This is a genomic window from Lentzea sp. DG1S-22 (assembly GCF_036321065.1).
GTDB lineage: Bacteria > Actinomycetota > Actinomycetes > Mycobacteriales > Pseudonocardiaceae > Lentzea > Lentzea jiangxiensis.
In genome coordinates this window covers 4,136,613-4,151,992 of record NZ_CP143276.1, presented here as the reverse complement: position 1 = coordinate 4,151,992, position 15,380 = coordinate 4,136,613, and the positions used below count along the sequence as shown (strand labels likewise).

Here is a 15,380-nt window from a genome sequence, read left to right as displayed (position 1 = left end):
ACGTCGTTACCGGTCGGGTCGTGACGCGTCACACCTGGGCGCCGTCGTCCCACCCGGAGTCCGGCGGCGGCGTGTTGCGCATGCGCAGGATGAGCCAGCCGACACCCGAGCAGAGCGCCACCAGCGACAGCGGCGTGCCGATGCTCGACTGCAGCCCGAAGATGCCGGGCGCGACGAGCAGGAGGATGCCGAGCACGAACAGGCCGAGCGCCGCGAAGGTCGAGGCGCGCAGCACGGGGAACGGCGGCGGCTCCGGCGGGACGTAGTGGTCGTCGTCGGCCGGATCGCGGGATTCGGGCTCGTCATCGACGTCGGCGGGGATGTCGCCGGCCTCGTCGTCACGGGTCTCGGGCCCGCCCTGCCTGGAGTCCTCGGGGCTCGCCTCGTCGAGGTCCAGCCAGTTCTTGCCGACCCCGTCCCGCTCGAGACCCGCGACGATCTCGGCAAAGAGCTCGTCGACGTTCTCCGGGCCGTCGGTCGAGTCGCGCCGGGCGTTCATCCAGAGCCTCTCCACGTGCCGCAACCCTCTGACCCCTCATCGTTGCACGGGCAGGTTGTGTTGCGGGGTGCGGCAGTCGGCTCAGTCACGTCGTCCGGCCGACGGTGACTCCCGGCCCCCGGATTCGTTGTGTGAGGTGCGGTCGGCTCCGTAGGCTGGTCGCCGGGATCAAGGTTCGGTGTCTAGGGAGGCGCTTCCCGCTGTGCTGTACTGGATCATGAAGCACGTCCTCCTGGGACCGATCTTGCGGCTGTTCTTCCAGCCCAAGATCATCGAGGGCGCCGAGAACATCCCCAAGGAGGGCGGCGCGATCCTGGCGAGCAACCACCTCGCCGTCTCCGACTCCTTCTTCCTGCCGCTGATGCTGTCGCGGCGGGTCACCTTCCCCGCCAAGATCGAGTACTTCACCGGCACGGGGTTCAAGGGCAAGCTGCAGAAGTGGTTCTTCTCCGGCGTCGGCCAGGTGCCGATCGACCGGTCCAGCGCGTCCGCCGCGCAGGGAGCGCTCGACACCGGCGTGCGGATCGTGCGCGAGGGCAAGCTGCTCGGCATCTACCCCGAGGGCACCCGTTCGCCCGACGCGCGCCTGTACAAGGGCAAGGTCGGCGTCGCGTGGATCGCCCTGGAGTCCGGTGCGCCGGTCATCCCGGTGGCGATGTTCGGCACGGACAAGGCGAACCCCATCGGCTCGAAGATGTGGAAGCCGTACCCGATCCGGATCAAGATCGGCAAGCCGCTCGACTTCTCCCGCTACGAGGGCCTGTCCGGCGACAGGTTCGTGCTGCGGTCGATCACCGACGAGATCATGTACGCCCTGATGGAGCTCTCCGGCCAGGAGTACGTCGACGTCTACGCGGCCAAGGCCAAGGAGCAGGCCGCCGACGTGCCGGAACAGGGCGGCAAGACCGACCGGGTGCCCGAGAAGAAGGCGAGTTGAGCACACCCCTAGGGTGTCGCGGTGCGGTTTTTCTACGACTGTGAGTTCATCGAGGACGGGCTGACCATCGACCTCGTGTCCATCGGTGTGGTCGACGAGGAAGGCCGCGAGTTCTACGCCGTGTCCACTGAGTTCGACCCCGATCGCGCGGGGCCTTGGGTGCGGCAGAACGTCCTCAACCAGCTGCCCTCGCCCGCGGACAGGGCGTGGCGCAGCCGCGAGCGCATCCGCGAGGACCTGCTCGACTTCCTCGGTGCCCGCGACGCCGCGCGCGACGAGATCGAGCTGTGGGCCTGGTTCGCCGCCTACGACCACGTGGCGCTGGCGCAGCTGTGGGGTGCCATGCCGGCGTTGCCGCGCGCCCTGCCCCGGTTCACGCGCGACCTTCGGCAGCGCTGGGACGACGTCGGCCGCCCCAAGCTGCCGGCCCCGCCCGCCGACGCCCACGACGCCCTCGCCGACGCCCGGCACAACCTCGCGCGGTGGAAGGTGATCGAGGAACACCGCAGGAAAATCGGCTTTCCCGTCCGGTAAGTGAGACCCCCCGTTGCTGCACCGATACAGCTCGTGAAAGTCTGCGTGACACAGAACACGAGAGATGGGGAAGCAGATGCGCATCGGTGTGCTCACTGGCGGTGGTGACTGCCCCGGTCTGAACGCCGTGATCCGGGCCGTGGTCCGCAAGGGCATCAAGGCACACGGCTGGGAGATCGTCGGGTTCCGCAACGGGTGGCAGGGTCCGATCGAGAACCTCACCAAGTCGATCGACCTCGCGGACGTCGAGGAGATCCTGACCCGCGGTGGCACGATCCTGGGCTCGTCGCGCACGAACCCCTACAAGGTCGAGGGCGGTGTCGACCGCATCCGCGAGACCATCGCGGAGAACAACATCGACGCCATCATCGCGATCGGCGGCGAGGACACCCTCGGTGTCGCCAAGCGCCTGACCGACGACGGCATCGGCGTCGTCGGCGTGCCGAAGACGATCGACAACGACCTCGGCGCCACGGACTACACGTTCGGCTTCGACACGGCCGTCCACATCGCGACCGAGGCCATCGACCGCCTGCGCACCACCGCCGAGTCGCACCACCGCGCTCTCGTCGTCGAGGTCATGGGCCGTCACGCGGGCTGGATCGCGCTGCACTCCGGTCTCGCCGGTGGCGCGAACGTCATCCTCGTCCCGGAACGCCCGTTCAGCGTCGACAAGGTCGTCGAGCACGTCGAGCGCCGCTTCGAGAGCGAGTTCGCCCCGATCATCGTCGTCGCCGAGGGCGCGATCCCCGAGGGCGGCGCCGAGGTGCTGCACTCCGGTGAGCGCGACGCGTTCGGCCACGTCCGCCTCGGTGGCGTCGGCCAGTGGCTCGCGGAGGAGATCGCGGACCGCACCGGCAAGGAGTCGCGCGCCGCGATCCTCGGCCACATCCAGCGCGGTGGCACGCCGACCGCCTACGACCGCGTCCTCGCGACCCGCTTCGGCCTGCACGCCGTCGACGCCGTCGCCGCGGGTGACTTCGGCACCATGGTCGCGCTGCGCGGCACCGACATCGTCCGCGTGAAGCTGTCGGAGGCGACGGCCGAGCTGAAGACGGTCCCGACCGAGCGCTACGAAGAGGCCGAGGTCTTCTTCGGAGCCTGACGACCGGGCCTGACGTCCAGGCCTGATCCCGCAATATCCGATATGCGATACATCGCTTGTGCAAAAGACGTTTGCGGACGACCGCAAACGTCTTTTGCATTAGAGCGCATTCGAGCAGTTCAGAAGGCTTTCACATCGAGGTACGCCCCGAACGTCCCGAGCCAGTGGTCGGCCATGTAGCCGTGCCCGCCGAACACGTAGCTCCACCCGACTTCCCGGTGCGCGGCGGAGGCCGACCGGGCCAGCGGGGCGTACCGGTGCCCGGACGGCAGCGAGTCGGCGATCGCCTCCCAGCACCAGGCGCGCGACAACGCGAGCCCCGCCAGGTGAGAGCCGTAGGGGTCGCTGGGGTCGTCGACCGGGAACGGCTCGCGCAGCGCCTGCCACCGCTGCGACGAGAGGTCCGGCAGGTACGCGTCGAACCAGTCGGCGAAGTCGTCGGCGCTCAGAGCCCGGCGCATCAGGTCGGCGGTCGTCAGCGCGGGGGAGAGGAAGTCGGCGGCGTCCGGCTCGAAACCCCCGTACGCGGTTTCCGACCCGTGCCACCTCAGTGCCGCGTCGACGCAGGCCGAGGCCAGTTCGGAGTCGCCGCGGGCCTGTGCCGCGTCGTGGACCAGCCCGGTCGCGAACGCGGTGTTGCCGTGCGTGCCGGTGCGGATCGGCAGCCGCGCGCCCGAGACCCACTCCAGGTAGCGGTCGCGCAGCACGTCCCCGATCGGCGCCACCGACCACGGCAGGCCGGAGGTGCGCAGTTCGGCGTCGAGCACGAGCAGCCACGCCCAGCCGTACGGCCGCTCCCAGTGCCGTCCCGCCGGCGAGGCGAAGAAGGCGGCCTCGACGGCGCAGTTGTCCGGGGTGATCAGCTTGTCCAGGGCGTCGCGGGCCGCGTCGGCGCCCGCGAGAGAGGGGCGCAGCCGCAGCAGGCGCACGGCGAGCCACGTCTGGTGCACGCACGAGTGCCAGTCGAAGGACCCGGCGAACACGGGGTGCAGCTCGCGTTGCGGCACGAGCCGGTGGTCACCGTCGATCACGTGCGTCCAGTGCACCGGGTGGTCTCGCTGGAGGTTGTCGATCGCGATGCCCAGCAGCCGGGTCGCGGTGCCGTCATCCAACCGGGTGGCGTCCATGGCCCACATCATGCAGGGCGGCGTCTCGGCAGGGCAGAGGCGGATAGTTGACCAGTAACAGACTGCCCTGCCCGCGGGGGAGTTGACCTGGGCCTGACCGGCACCTGGCCGATGGCGGAGGATCCCTCGCGGAGCTGACGGGCCCGGCAGGGTCTCTCAGTGTGGGACAACTAGGATGAGCAGCGTGAACTGGACCGTGGACGTGCCCATCGACACGCTTCCCGAGCTTCCGCCGCTGCCTCCCGAGATGCGCAAGCGCCTGGACGACGCCCTGTCGCGTCCGGCTGCTCAGCAGCCCGAATGGCCTGACGCCGAACAGGTGCGTCGTGTGCGGACCGTGCTCGAGAGCGTGCCGCCGATCACCGTGCCCGCCGAGATCGACCGGCTGCACACGCAACTGGCGCAGGTCGCGAACGGTGAGGCGTTTCTGCTGCAGGGCGGTGACTGCGCGGAGACGTTCGCCGACAACACCGAGCCGCACATCCGCGCGAACATCCGGACCCTGCTGCAGATGGCCGTGGTGCTGACCTACGGCGCGAGCCTGCCCGTGGTGAAGGTCGGCCGCATCGCCGGCCAGTACGCCAAGCCGCGTTCGTCGAACATCGACGCGCTGGGGCTGCCGTCCTACCGCGGCGACATCATCAACTCCCTGGTCGCGACGCCCGAGGCCCGTGTTCCGGACCCGGGTCGCATGATCCGCGCCTACGCCAACGCGGGTGCGGCCATGAACCTGCTGCGGGCGCTGACCGGCGCGGGTCTGGCGGACCTGCACCGGGTGCACGACTGGAACCGCGACTTCGTGCGCACCTCGCCCGCGGGCGAGCGCTACGAGGCCCTGGCCGGCGAGATCGACCGCGGCCTGAAGTTCATGTCGGCGTGCGGCGTCACCGACCAGTCGCTGCACGGCACGGAGATCTTCGCCTCGCACGAGGCGCTGCTGCTGGACTACGAGCGCGCGCTGCTGCGCCTGGACACCACCGGCGACGAGCCCCGCCTCTACGACCTGTCGGCGCACTTCGTGTGGATCGGTGAGCGCACCCGCCAGCTCGACGGCGCGCACATCGCCTTCGCCGAGATGCTGGCGAACCCGATCGGTCTGAAGATCGGGCCGTCGACGTCGCCGGAGATGGCCGTCGAGTACGTCGAGCGCCTCGACCCCCGCAACGAACCGGGCCGTCTGACGCTCATCTCGCGCATGGGCAACCAGAAGGTGCGCGACGTGCTGCCCGCCATCGTGGAGAAGGTCGAGGCCAGCGGCCACAAGGTCATCTGGCAGTGCGACCCGATGCACGGCAACACCCACGAGTCGTCCACCGGCTACAAGACCCGGCACTTCGACCGCATCGTCGACGAGGTCCAGGGCTTCTTCGAGGTGCACCGCCGCCTCGGCACGCATCCCGGCGGCATCCACATCGAACTCACCGGTGAGGACGTCACCGAGTGCCTCGGCGGCGCCCAGGAGATCTCCGACGCCGACCTCGCCGGCCGCTACGAGACGGCCTGCGACCCGCGCCTGAACACCCAGCAGTCGCTCGAGCTCGCGTTCCTCGTCGCCGAGATGCTGCGCTCCTGACGGGGTGCCGAAGACCGGCTGAAGAACGAGGGGCCCCGCGTCGAGAACGCGGGGCCCCTCGCTTTGGCCTGGTCAGAGGCCGACGATCTTGATCTCGGTTCCTCGCTTCACCCGCGTGCGCGGCGGGATCGACTGGTTCACGACGGTCGCGTTGTTGCTCTTGTTGAACTCGACCTTCACGCGCAGACCGGCCCGTTCGAGCTGCTCCTTGGCCTCGCGGACCTTGAGCCGCGTCACCTCGGGCACCTCGACCTCGCGGTTGTTCTGGAAGAACACGGTGACGCGCTTGTTGCCCGTCCCCTCCAGCACCGTGCCCGCGGCCGGGTCGGTCCGCACCACGCGCGACTGGTCGTTCTCGGCGGCGTCGTCACCGCCCGCTTCCACCGGCTCCAGGCCGGCGCGCTGCAGCTCCGCGAAAGCCTCGTTCTTCGTCTTGCCCGTCACGTTCGGCACCGGGGTGCGCGGCGACGGACCCTTGCTCAGCACGAGCGTCACCGGGCTGTCGAGGTTGAGCGCCGTTCCGGGACGCGGGTCGAGGCCGACGACCTTGCCGATCGGCACCGTGTCGTGGAACGCGTCCTTCGCTGGGTCCTTGACGGCCTTCAGGCCCGCCGCCTGGATCTCCTTGGTCGCGGCCTCCACCTCGGCGCCGGCGGTGATGAACGGCACCACGGGCTTGCCGCGCGACACGACGAGCTTGACGGCCTGGCTCTTGCGCAGCTCGGTGTTCGGGCCGGGGTCGGAGCTGATGACCGTGCCGGGCGGGACGTCGTTGGACGGCACCTTCTCGACCTGCGCCGTGAGGTCCGCCTGCTGGATCAGCGACACCGCGTTCTGCTCGGTCAGGCCCGTCACCGCGGGCATCGTCGTGTAGCGGCCGGCCGAGACGTAGTAGAAGAACACGCCGATGAGCAGCACCAGCACGCCAGCCACGGCGCCCCAGATGGTGAAGAGCTTCTTGCGGCGCTTGCGCTCCTCCTCGACCGGGTCGACCTTGGGCTTCTTCTTCTGCGGAGGACGGCGCCGCGGCGGTTCGGGCCGCTGCATCGTGCGCGTCGCGGCCACACCGGGAGGCGGAGTCGGCGGACCGGTGCTGACCGTGGTCATCGCCGCGTGCGCCGCCGGTTTCGGCACCGCGGGCCTCGTCGCCTCGGCGGCCACGGACGGAGGCGTGGCGCCGACCGCGACGGGAACGGGCCGCATGACGACGGTCCTGTCGGTCTCCGGCGCCGTGCCGGGCACGGGCACCGGCTGCGGCGTGAGACCGAGGTCCGCGCCCACGCGCTCCAGCTCGGCCAGGAACGCGTCGGCGTTCGCCGGGCGCAGCGCCGCGTCGCGCCGCGTCGCCTTGCGCACGAGCGTGTCGAGGGCCAGCGGGACGTCCGGCACGGAGGGGACGTCGGAGTTCACGTGCTGGTAGGCGACGGAGATGGCCGTGTCGCCGCGGTAGGGCGACTGGCCCGCCAGCATCTCGTAGAGCACGATGCCGGCCGAGTAGACGTCACTGCGCGCGTCCGCGGCGCCCGTCTCCACCTGTTCAGGTGAAAGATAGGCGACGGTGCCCAGGATCTCGCTGTCGCTCGTGACGCCGTTCCCGGCGATCGCGCGGGCCAGTCCGAAGTCCGCCACCTTCACCTGGCCACCGGGCCCGATCAGCACGTTTTCCGGCTTCACGTCCCGGTGCACGAGCCCTGCGCGGTGCGCGGCGCCCAACGCCGACAGCACCGGCCCGAGGACGCTCAGCGCCACCGCCGGAGCGAGCTTGCCGCGCTGGTTGAGCAGGTCGCGGAGGTTGCCGCCGTCGATCAGCTCCATCACCAGGTACACCTGGTCACCGTCGACGCCCTGGTCGTGCACGGACACCACGGCCGGGTGATGCAGCTGGGCCGCGGCACGCGCCTCGCGCACGAAGCGCGCCACGAAAGCGGGGTCGGCGGTCAGGTGAGGATCCATCACCTTGATGGCGACATCGCGATCGAGGCGGGTGTCACGACCTCGATAGACGGTGGACATGCCACCCCGTGCGAGCACGGAGTCCACCCGGTAGCGCTGCTCCAGCAGTCCACCCATCACGTTCGAAACCGACCTCTCCACAGTGCGAGATGGTAAAGCTCAGGATGACCCGGTTGGCGGAAGGGCGTTCCCAGTTCGGTTATGGCATCGTGACCCCCGTGAGTGCGATTCCTGCCGCTGCGGATGTACTGGCTGCCGACCTGGAGGTCCTCGGCCTCCCCGAGGTGGCCGACCGAATGGGACTTCCGGTCACCCGGGTCCACCAAATGCTGCGCGACGGGCAACTGCTCGCCGAGCGGCGGAACGGCGTTCTCGTCGTTCCCGAGGCTTTCCTCGCCGCCGGAACCGTGGTGAAGGGTCTGCCCGGCACCATCACGGTGCTGCGCGACCAGAACTTCTCCACGGAGGAGATCCTGCGCTGGCTGTTCACGGAGGACGACAGCCTCCCCGGCACTCCGATCGAAGCATTGCGCGGAGACCGTGGGCGTGAGGTAAAGCGCCGCGCTCAGGCCATGGGCTTCTAGTTCACCCGTTGCAGCGGTTCCGGGCGTCTTGCCGAGCGCGAGACGCCCGGAACCCGTGAGCCTGCGCACTTGATCACCGAAACTCTCGACGCCGGTGGTGCCGAGGTCGGGAAGGGCAACCAGCCCCAGGTCAAGGGCGAGCTCGGTACCCGGGGCGAGCGGCGGCTGACGCTCGGCCTCACCTACCGGCCGAACGCGACGTTCACCATCGACGCCTCCGCGACGTCGAACGTCGTCGCAGTGGTCGTGGTCTAAAGCGGGGTTCATCTCGTCGTCACGGGCAGGGCGCGCGCGAGCAGCGCCTGCCGCCGCCACGGCACCTCGCAGCCGACGAGCCCGAGGACGTCCACGGGGCTCATTCGTAGCGGGTGGACAGGCCGAACGGGTCCGGCTTCACCAGCGACCGCGCCGCGAGGCCCGACACCACCAGCGCGAAGAACAGGTAGCCCCACGAGTACAGCGCCGTGTCGCCGTTCGGGAACGTCACCAGCAGCAGGAACAGCGACGCGACCGTCACCGCGACCAGCGCGCCCGTGGTCCACGCGAACCCGGCGGCCAGCGCCAGCGGCCAGCTGAAGTACCAGGGCAGCGTCGCGGGCGACAGCAGCGCGACGGCCAGCATCGTGAGCGCGCCGCGGCGGATCGCGTCGCGCACCTCGCCGTCACGGGCCGCCCACCACTGCGTGTACGCGATCCAGACCAGCACCAGGGAACCGATGCCCCGCGCGACGCCGAGGAAGATGCCGCCGTCGACGTAGACGAACCAGTTGACGACCATCCGCACGAAGTCGCCGACCGCGCTCGGCACCGACAGCCAGTTGATGATCATCGACGAGCTGCGCAGCGCCGGGATCCAGCCGAGCGTCACGCCCGCGACCACCGTGCACACGGCGAACGTCCCGAGGAACGCGATCAGACCGGGGACCAGGGCCTTGCGGAACTGGGTCCGCTTGTCGCCGTCGAGCCGAGCCGCCCAGATCCAGACGAGGAACGGCACGACCACGACCGCCGTCGCCTTCACCGAGAACGCGAGGGCGAGCAGCACGAAGCCGAGCACGTGCCTGCGGTCGAGCACCAGCAGCACGCCGGCGGCCATGAGGCCGATCATCAGCAGGTCGTTGTGCGCGCCGCCGATCAGGTGGATCAGTACCAGCGGGTTGGCGGCGACCAGCCACAGCGCGATCGCCGACTTCCCGCCCAGGTGCCTGCTCAGGCCCGGCAGCGCCCAGCACAGCAGCACCAGGCCGCCGGCGAGCGAGAAGCGCATGGCGACGACGCCGAGGATGACGCTCGCGTCCGTGATCCACACGATCGCCTTGGCGATCAAGATGAACAACGGCCCGTACGGCGCGGGCGTGTGCTGCCACACCCAGCTGACGTTCTCGCTCAGCGTGCTCTGCAGCACCGCGGGCCCGACCGTGTAGGGGTCGTAGCCGCTCAGCGCCAGTTGCCCCTGCGCGAGGTAGCTGTAGATGTCCTTGCTGAACAACGGCGGCGCGAACAGCAGCGGCAACGTCCAGACCGTCACCGCGACCAGCACGGCGAAGTCGCCGATCTCACCCCACCGCACGAGGCGGCCGAGCCGGATCCACGCCCAGATGACGAGCCCCAGCCCCAGGTACAGGACCATGCTCGCGAGGTCGCGGCCGTGGCCGTAGCGCAGCCAGCTCAGCCCGACCTGGGCGAGCAGCGGGTCGCGCTCGAGGATCGCGCCGGCCCCCATGCCCCCGAGCGCGATCAGCGCCACGCCCAGCAGACCGAGCATGGTCGTGCGGATGGGGATGGCGTAGGTGTTCGCGCGCACGGCTGGTTGAAGCTCCTGCGGAGACATCTCGGAGCTCGTTCGGGGGAGGGACGGAGTTGCTGCCATCGCCCGAACATCGTTGCACAACGCGCGGAAGCGTCAGCAGGCAACGGCCCACACGGTCACGAGGAGTTAATCAACTCCCGGGAACCGGACGACATGATCGTCTCAGAAGGTCCGCTTCGTCGAGCTGATCGCGAGGTCGGCGAGCTTGGTCGCGGCCGGTTCGGCCACCCCGGCCGCGTCGAGGGCGGCCAGCGCGCTCTTCGTCAGCTCCTCGATGCGCTCCTCGACGGCGTCGACGGCGCCGACCTTCACGAGCGCGCGGCGGACCTCCTCGACGGTGTCGAGGTCGAGGTCGGGCTTGCCCAGGGCGAAGTCCAGCACATCGGCGCCGTACTGCACGCCCAGGGCCACGAGCAGCGTGCGCTTGCCCTCGGCGAGGTCGTCACCGGCGGGCTTGCCGGTGACCTCCGGGTTGCCGAACACGCCGAGCAGGTCGTCGCGCAGCTGGAACGCGACGCCGATGTCGGCGCCGAACGCACGCAGCCCGTCGACGAGCTCCGGTGAGCCGCCCGCCATCGCGGCGCCCATGTGCAGCGGCCGTTCGACGGTGTACGCGGCCGTCTTGAGCCGGTCGATGCGCAGCGCCGCGTCCGGGGACGAGTCGCCCCGCGCCTGCGTCAGCACGTCGAGGTACTGGCCGGCGAGCATCTCGGTGCGCATGTCCCGCCACGGCTCGCTCATGCGCCGCAGCACCTCCGCCGGCAGCCCGGCCGCGAAGAGCATGTCGTCCGCCCACGCCAGGGCGACGTCGCCGATCAGGACGGCCGCCGACATGCCGAACCGCTCCGCCGAACCGAGCCAGCCCTGCTCGCGGTGCCGCGCGCCGAACGCGATGTGCACCGTCGGCTTGCCCCGGCGCACCGAGGAGGCGTCCATCAGGTCGTCGTGGATCAGCGCGCACGCCTGGATCAGCTCCAGCGAGCTGACCGCCGTGAGGACCTCCTCCGCGAGGTCGCCGTACGGGTCACCGCCGGCCGCGCGCCAGCCCCACCACGCATAGGTCGGGCGGATGCGCTTGCCCCCGCCCAGCACGAAGTCCGACAGCGCGTCGACCGCGCTCGCGAAGCTCGGGTCCATCGCCTCGCCGGACGCGCGCCGGGAGGCCAGGTACGTGGTCAGCGCTTCTTCGACGTGCTGGGGCAGCGCCACGTCGATGGGGTGGTGGGACACACGTCCATGGTCCGCTGTGTCCGGCACCACGCGCATGTCGGGGCGGCGTACCACATGGTGAGCGGGTGTCCCACTCCTCGGAAGTACCATTAGGGTTGACCCCATGACGTCGGTGGTGGAGCGGCTCCAGGGAGAGTCACCCAAGTTCTCGGTGGAGTTCCTGCCACCGCGAGACGCGGAGGACGAGAAGGTCCTCTGGAAGGCCGTCCGCGAGCTGGAAGGCCTCGACCCGGCGTTCGTGTCGATCACCTACGGCGCCGGCGGGTCGCGCCGCGACCGCACGATCCGCGCCACCGGCCGCATCGCGCAGGAGACGACGCTGCTCCCCGTCGCGCACCTCACCGCCGTCGACCACTCGGTCGCCGAACTGCGCAACGTCATCGGCTGGTACGCGGCGATCGGCGTGCGCAACGTCCTCGCACTGCGCGGCGACCCTCCCGGCGACCCGATGGGCGAGTGGGTCGCGCACCCCCAGGGCCTGAACTACGCGGACGAACTGGTGCGGCTCGTCCGCGAGCTCGGCGACTTCTGCGTGGGCGTGGCGGCGTTCCCGTACGGGCACCCGCGCTCGGCCGACCTCGACACCGACCTGAAGTTTCTGCTGCGCAAGCTGAACGCGGGCGCGGACTACGCGGTGGCCCAGCTGTTCCACGCGCCGGAGCCGTTCCTGCGGCTGCGCGACAGGGTGGCGGCGGCGGGCTGCGACGCGGCGATCCTGCCGGGGATCATGCCGATGCTGTCGCCGCGCGGGCTGTCCAAGATCGTGGAGCTGTCCGGCGCCGACCTGCCACCGGAGGTCTCGCGCCGGCTGGAGCCGTACGCCGACGACGTCGCCGGGTTCCGCGCGACGGGCATCGACATCGCGACCGAGATGTGCCGGCGGCTGCTCGACGAGGGCGTTCCCGCGCTGCACTTCTACACGATGAACAGGGCCAAGGCGACGCGCGAGGTGCTGGGGCGCCTGGGACTGGTCACCCGCGCTTAGGCGACGGTGCTGCGCCTGTGCGCGATGAGCGCGAGGACGACGACGACCAGCGCGGCGCCGCCGGTGAGCCCGGCGACCAGCAGCGCCCAGCCGAAGAACGAGCTGGAGTTCTGACCCGCGTACTGCACGGTGGCCTGCAGCATGGAGGCCTGACCGGGCTTCGGGGACCACGCGATCGTGTTGTTCTCCTCCTCGCGGCCGTTGGTGTTCACGACCTTGCCGGGGAAGCTGACCTTGACCTGGATGTCGGCCCGTTCCACGGGCACCTGGGTCAGGTCGACCGACCCGGAGAGCGTCACAAGATCACCCGACCGGCGGAAGTTCAGGTTGTAGCGGCTGTTCGACGAGCTCGTCGACGACGACAGCGTCCGCATCTCGTCGAACGACAGCCCGTTGAAGAACAACTGCGTGCCCGCGTACGACTCCACCCGGTACGGCTTGGTGGTGACCCGGCTCGCGAGCTCCGGCGGAACCTCGAGCTGGGGGCCGGGATCGTTGTCCTGCGTGGGAGGTGTGGCCGCGATGATCTCGCCCGAGATGCGGTCGTCGTCGGACACGGCCATGGCCGCGTACACGCGAACGCATCCGCTCAACGAAAACAGGGTGAGCAGCAGGAAGACCGGCACCAGCAGTGCCCGGGATCGACGCACGGCGGCCATCCTGCCAGCACGGCGGGCACGACGCAGTCCCCCCGTTGGTCGTGAGCTTGACTAACTACCTTTTCGAGTGGAAGGGGGCGCTGTAGCGTTTCGGCGCATGTCATCCGTGCACGAGATCAGCAACAAGTTCGTCAGCGACTACGTCGCGCTGGACCCCATCGCGGCCACCAGCCTGGGCTTCGCGGGACACGACGACCAGCTGACGGACCTCTCCCCGGAAGGACACGCGGCACGCGACGAACTCGCCGTCCGCGCCCTCGCCGCCGTCACCGCCGCACAGCCCGCCGACGCCTCCGAAGAAGCGGCCCGGGCCGTCTTCCTGGAGCGGACGGGCCTCGAGCACGAGCTGTACGAGGCCGGGGAGACCGAGTCCTCGCTGAACGTCATCGCGAGCCCGATCCAGTCCGTGCGCGACATCTTCGACCAGATGCCGACCGACACGCCCGAAGACTGGGCCACGATCGGACGACGCCTCGCCGCCGTGCCCGCCGCTCTGGACGGTCTGCGCGCCTCTCTCTCACGCGCCGCCTCCCGTGGTCAGGTCTCAGCGATCCGCCAGGTCACCCAGGTCGCCAAGCAGTGCGAGACCTTCGCCACGACCTTCTTCGGCCCGTTCGCGGCTTCCGCGAACGTCGACGGTTCGTTGCGCTCCTCTCTCGACGCCGGCGCCACCGCCGCTGCCGCCGCGTACGCCGACTTCGCCTCCTTCCTCCGCACGACGCTGGCCCCGCAGGCACCCGAGAAGGACGCCGTCGGCGAGGAGCGCTACCGCCTCGGCTCCCGCTACTTCACCGGCTCGCGCCTCGACCTCGCCGAGGCCTACGCGTGGGGCTGGGAGGAGTTCCTCGGCATCGAGGCCGAGATGAAGGAGGTGGCCGCGCGGCTCAAGCCGGGCGCCTCGCTCACGGAGACCGCGGCGTACCTCGACGAGCACCCGCGCTACCAGGTGCACGGCCAGGACGGCCTGCAGGCGTGGATGCAGGAGCTGTCCGACAAGGCCCTGCTCGACCTGCGCGACGTGCACTTCGACCTGCCCGACGCCCTGATGAAGCTCGAGTGCAGGATCGCCCCGCCCGGCGGTGCCGTCGGCGCGTACTACACGTCACCGACCGCCGACTTCTCCCGCCCCGGCCGCATGTGGTGGTCGATCGCCGAGGGCAAGACGGTGTTCCCGACCTGGCGCGAGACCTCGACCGTCTACCACGAGGGCGTTCCGGGCCACCACCTCCAGTGCGCGACGGCGGTGTACCAGTCGGAGACGCTGAACGACTTCCAGCGCCTCATGTGCTGGGTGTCGGGCCACGGCGAGGGCTGGGCGCTCTACGCGGAACGCCTCATGCGCGAGCTCGGCTACCTCGACGACGACGGCGACCTGCTCGGCATGCTCGACGCGCACCTGTTCCGCGCGGCCCGCGTCATCATCGACATCGGCATGCACCTCGAGCTGGAGATCCCCGCCGGCACCGGCTTCCACCCCGGCGAGCGCTGGACGCCCGAGCTCGGCCTGGAGTTCATGCTGACCCGGACCCTCTCCGAACCGGCGCACGTCCGCGACGAGATCGACCGCTACCTCGGCTGGCCGGGCCAGGCCCCCGCGTACAAGATCGGCGAGCGCCTCTGGCTCGCCGCCCGCGAGGACGCGCGGACCCGCAAGGGCGCCGACTTCGACCTCAAGCGCTTCCACAAGGAGGCCCTGGAGATGGGCGCGATGGGCCTCGACACCCTTCGTGAACGGTTGGCCGCTCTCTGACGCACACCTCGTTGCAAGGCTCTGAGCTGCATCAACGCGCCCTAATGCAAAAGACGTTTGCGGACGTCCGCAAACGTCTTTTGCATAACTGATATATCGGTTCTACTTGGCGCGGGCCAGTCGCCCGTCGGTCAGGCCGGGTCCGCCCATCGCACGCGCACGCGGTTCGTGATCGGCTCCGGGTCGTCGGTCCGCACGAACTCGAGCCACGGCCCGGGCTCCGGCCGCACCGAGGCGAACCCGTCCCCGCTGCGCACCACCGGGTGCCCGGTCGCCCGGGCCGACGCCAGCGGGTCGGGCGAGTCGACGACGACGGCCGCGATCACGCCGGAGTACTCGGGCCGGGGCTCCAGGACGCAGAACTCGTTGCCCTGCGGGTCGCGCAGCACCACCCACGGCACGTCGGTCTGGCCAATGTCGGCGAGTTCGGCGCCGAGCTTGACCGCGCGCGCGACGATGTCCGCCTGGTGTTCGGCCGAGGACGACGCCAGGTCGATGTGCACCCGGTTCTTCTCGATCTTGGGAGCGTCGCTCCACACGAACGTCAGCTCGACCTCGTCGCCGGCGAACTCCGACCAGAAGGCGGCGAGGGCGGACGGATCCGCCGCCTCGAACGTGATTTCCACCCGTGCGA

General features: G+C 70.1%; 15 protein-coding genes. 8 read left to right on the top strand and 7 right to left on the bottom strand.

The annotated features are described in order from the left end of the window. Nucleotides 1-28 precede the first annotated feature (28 nt). Entirely contained in the window at nucleotides 29-514 is a 486-nt protein-coding gene (locus V1227_RS18510) for a hypothetical protein (protein WP_329793818.1), read from the bottom strand. 187 nt (nucleotides 515-701) lie between these two features. Here V1227_RS18510 and V1227_RS18505 point away from each other — a divergent pair, with 187 nt between their 5' ends. The 3 genes from V1227_RS18505 (at nucleotide 702) to V1227_RS18495 (ending at nucleotide 3,075) form a co-directional block, all read left to right on the top strand. Continuing rightward, nucleotides 702-1,436: a lysophospholipid acyltransferase family protein gene (locus tag V1227_RS18505; RefSeq protein ID WP_329793817.1), complete on the top strand. Its 735-nt coding sequence runs from the start codon at nucleotides 702-704 to the stop codon at nucleotides 1,434-1,436. Between the two features lie 21 nt (nucleotides 1,437-1,457). Further along, nucleotides 1,458-1,970 (top strand): polyadenylate-specific 3'-exoribonuclease AS, encoded by a 513-nt coding sequence (locus V1227_RS18500; protein WP_236223448.1) that lies wholly within the window; start codon nucleotides 1,458-1,460, stop codon nucleotides 1,968-1,970. Nucleotides 1,971-2,046: 76 nt separating this feature from the next. Then, nucleotides 2,047-3,075 (top strand): 6-phosphofructokinase, encoded by a 1,029-nt coding sequence (locus V1227_RS18495; RefSeq protein WP_329794057.1) that lies wholly within the window; start codon nucleotides 2,047-2,049, stop codon nucleotides 3,073-3,075. Nucleotides 3,076-3,194: 119 nt separating this feature from the next. Here the strand turns inward: V1227_RS18495 and V1227_RS18490 are convergent, their stop codons facing one another. Beyond that, entirely contained in the window at nucleotides 3,195-4,202 is a 1,008-nt protein-coding gene (locus V1227_RS18490) for a DUF2891 domain-containing protein (protein WP_329793816.1), read from the bottom strand. Nucleotides 4,203-4,386: 184 nt separating this feature from the next. Here V1227_RS18490 and V1227_RS18485 point away from each other — a divergent pair, with 184 nt between their 5' ends. Then, on the top strand, nucleotides 4,387-5,775 hold the full coding sequence (locus V1227_RS18485; RefSeq protein WP_329793815.1) for a class II 3-deoxy-7-phosphoheptulonate synthase: 1,389 nt from the start codon (nucleotides 4,387-4,389) through the stop codon (nucleotides 5,773-5,775). 72 nt (nucleotides 5,776-5,847) lie between these two features. Here V1227_RS18485 and pknB read toward each other — a convergent pair whose 3' ends face one another. Beyond that, the gene (gene pknB / locus V1227_RS18480; protein WP_442916540.1) at nucleotides 5,848-7,845 is read right to left on the bottom strand and encodes a Stk1 family PASTA domain-containing Ser/Thr kinase; all 1,998 of its coding nucleotides are present in this window, start codon (nucleotides 7,843-7,845) and stop codon (nucleotides 5,848-5,850) included. A 101-nt stretch (nucleotides 7,846-7,946) separates the two neighbouring features. Between pknB and V1227_RS18475 the strand changes: the two genes are divergently transcribed. Together V1227_RS18475 and V1227_RS18470 are read left to right on the top strand one after the other, a co-directional pair. Further along, nucleotides 7,947-8,312, top strand: coding sequence for an Rv2175c family DNA-binding protein (locus V1227_RS18475; RefSeq protein WP_236223445.1), 366 nt, complete (start codon nucleotides 7,947-7,949; stop codon nucleotides 8,310-8,312). 69 nt (nucleotides 8,313-8,381) lie between these two features. Next, nucleotides 8,382-8,567, top strand: a complete 186-nt coding sequence (locus V1227_RS18470; RefSeq protein WP_329793813.1) for a hypothetical protein — start codon at nucleotides 8,382-8,384, stop codon at nucleotides 8,565-8,567. Nucleotides 8,568-8,667: 100 nt separating this feature from the next. On the opposite strand, the gene mptB is transcribed toward V1227_RS18470, so the two are convergent. Both mptB and V1227_RS18460 read right to left on the bottom strand, forming a co-directional pair. Then, nucleotides 8,668-10,116 (bottom strand): polyprenol phosphomannose-dependent alpha 1,6 mannosyltransferase MptB, encoded by a 1,449-nt coding sequence (mptB, locus tag V1227_RS18465; RefSeq protein ID WP_329793812.1) that lies wholly within the window; start codon nucleotides 10,114-10,116, stop codon nucleotides 8,668-8,670. A 168-nt stretch (nucleotides 10,117-10,284) separates the two neighbouring features. Continuing rightward, nucleotides 10,285-11,388, bottom strand: coding sequence for a polyprenyl synthetase family protein (locus V1227_RS18460; RefSeq protein ID WP_442916508.1), 1,104 nt, complete (start codon nucleotides 11,386-11,388; stop codon nucleotides 10,285-10,287). A 67-nt stretch (nucleotides 11,389-11,455) separates the two neighbouring features. Between V1227_RS18460 and metF the strand changes: the two genes are divergently transcribed. Beyond that, nucleotides 11,456-12,337 (top strand): methylenetetrahydrofolate reductase [NAD(P)H], encoded by an 882-nt coding sequence (gene metF, locus V1227_RS18455; RefSeq protein ID WP_329793810.1) that lies wholly within the window; start codon nucleotides 11,456-11,458, stop codon nucleotides 12,335-12,337. On the opposite strand, the gene V1227_RS18450 is transcribed toward metF, so the two are convergent. Next, nucleotides 12,334-12,996, bottom strand: coding sequence for a DUF3153 domain-containing protein (locus V1227_RS18450; protein WP_329793809.1), 663 nt, complete (start codon nucleotides 12,994-12,996; stop codon nucleotides 12,334-12,336). The genes metF and V1227_RS18450 overlap by 4 nt on opposite strands. 97 nt (nucleotides 12,997-13,093) lie before the next feature. Here V1227_RS18450 and V1227_RS18445 point away from each other — a divergent pair, with 97 nt between their 5' ends. Further along, nucleotides 13,094-14,746: a DUF885 domain-containing protein gene (locus V1227_RS18445; RefSeq protein WP_329793808.1), complete on the top strand. Its 1,653-nt coding sequence runs from the start codon at nucleotides 13,094-13,096 to the stop codon at nucleotides 14,744-14,746. Between the two features lie 131 nt (nucleotides 14,747-14,877). Here V1227_RS18445 and V1227_RS18440 read toward each other — a convergent pair whose 3' ends face one another. After that, entirely contained in the window at nucleotides 14,878-15,372 is a 495-nt protein-coding gene (locus tag V1227_RS18440; RefSeq protein WP_329793807.1) for a VOC family protein, read from the bottom strand. Between the last annotated feature and the right edge of the window lie 8 nt (nucleotides 15,373-15,380).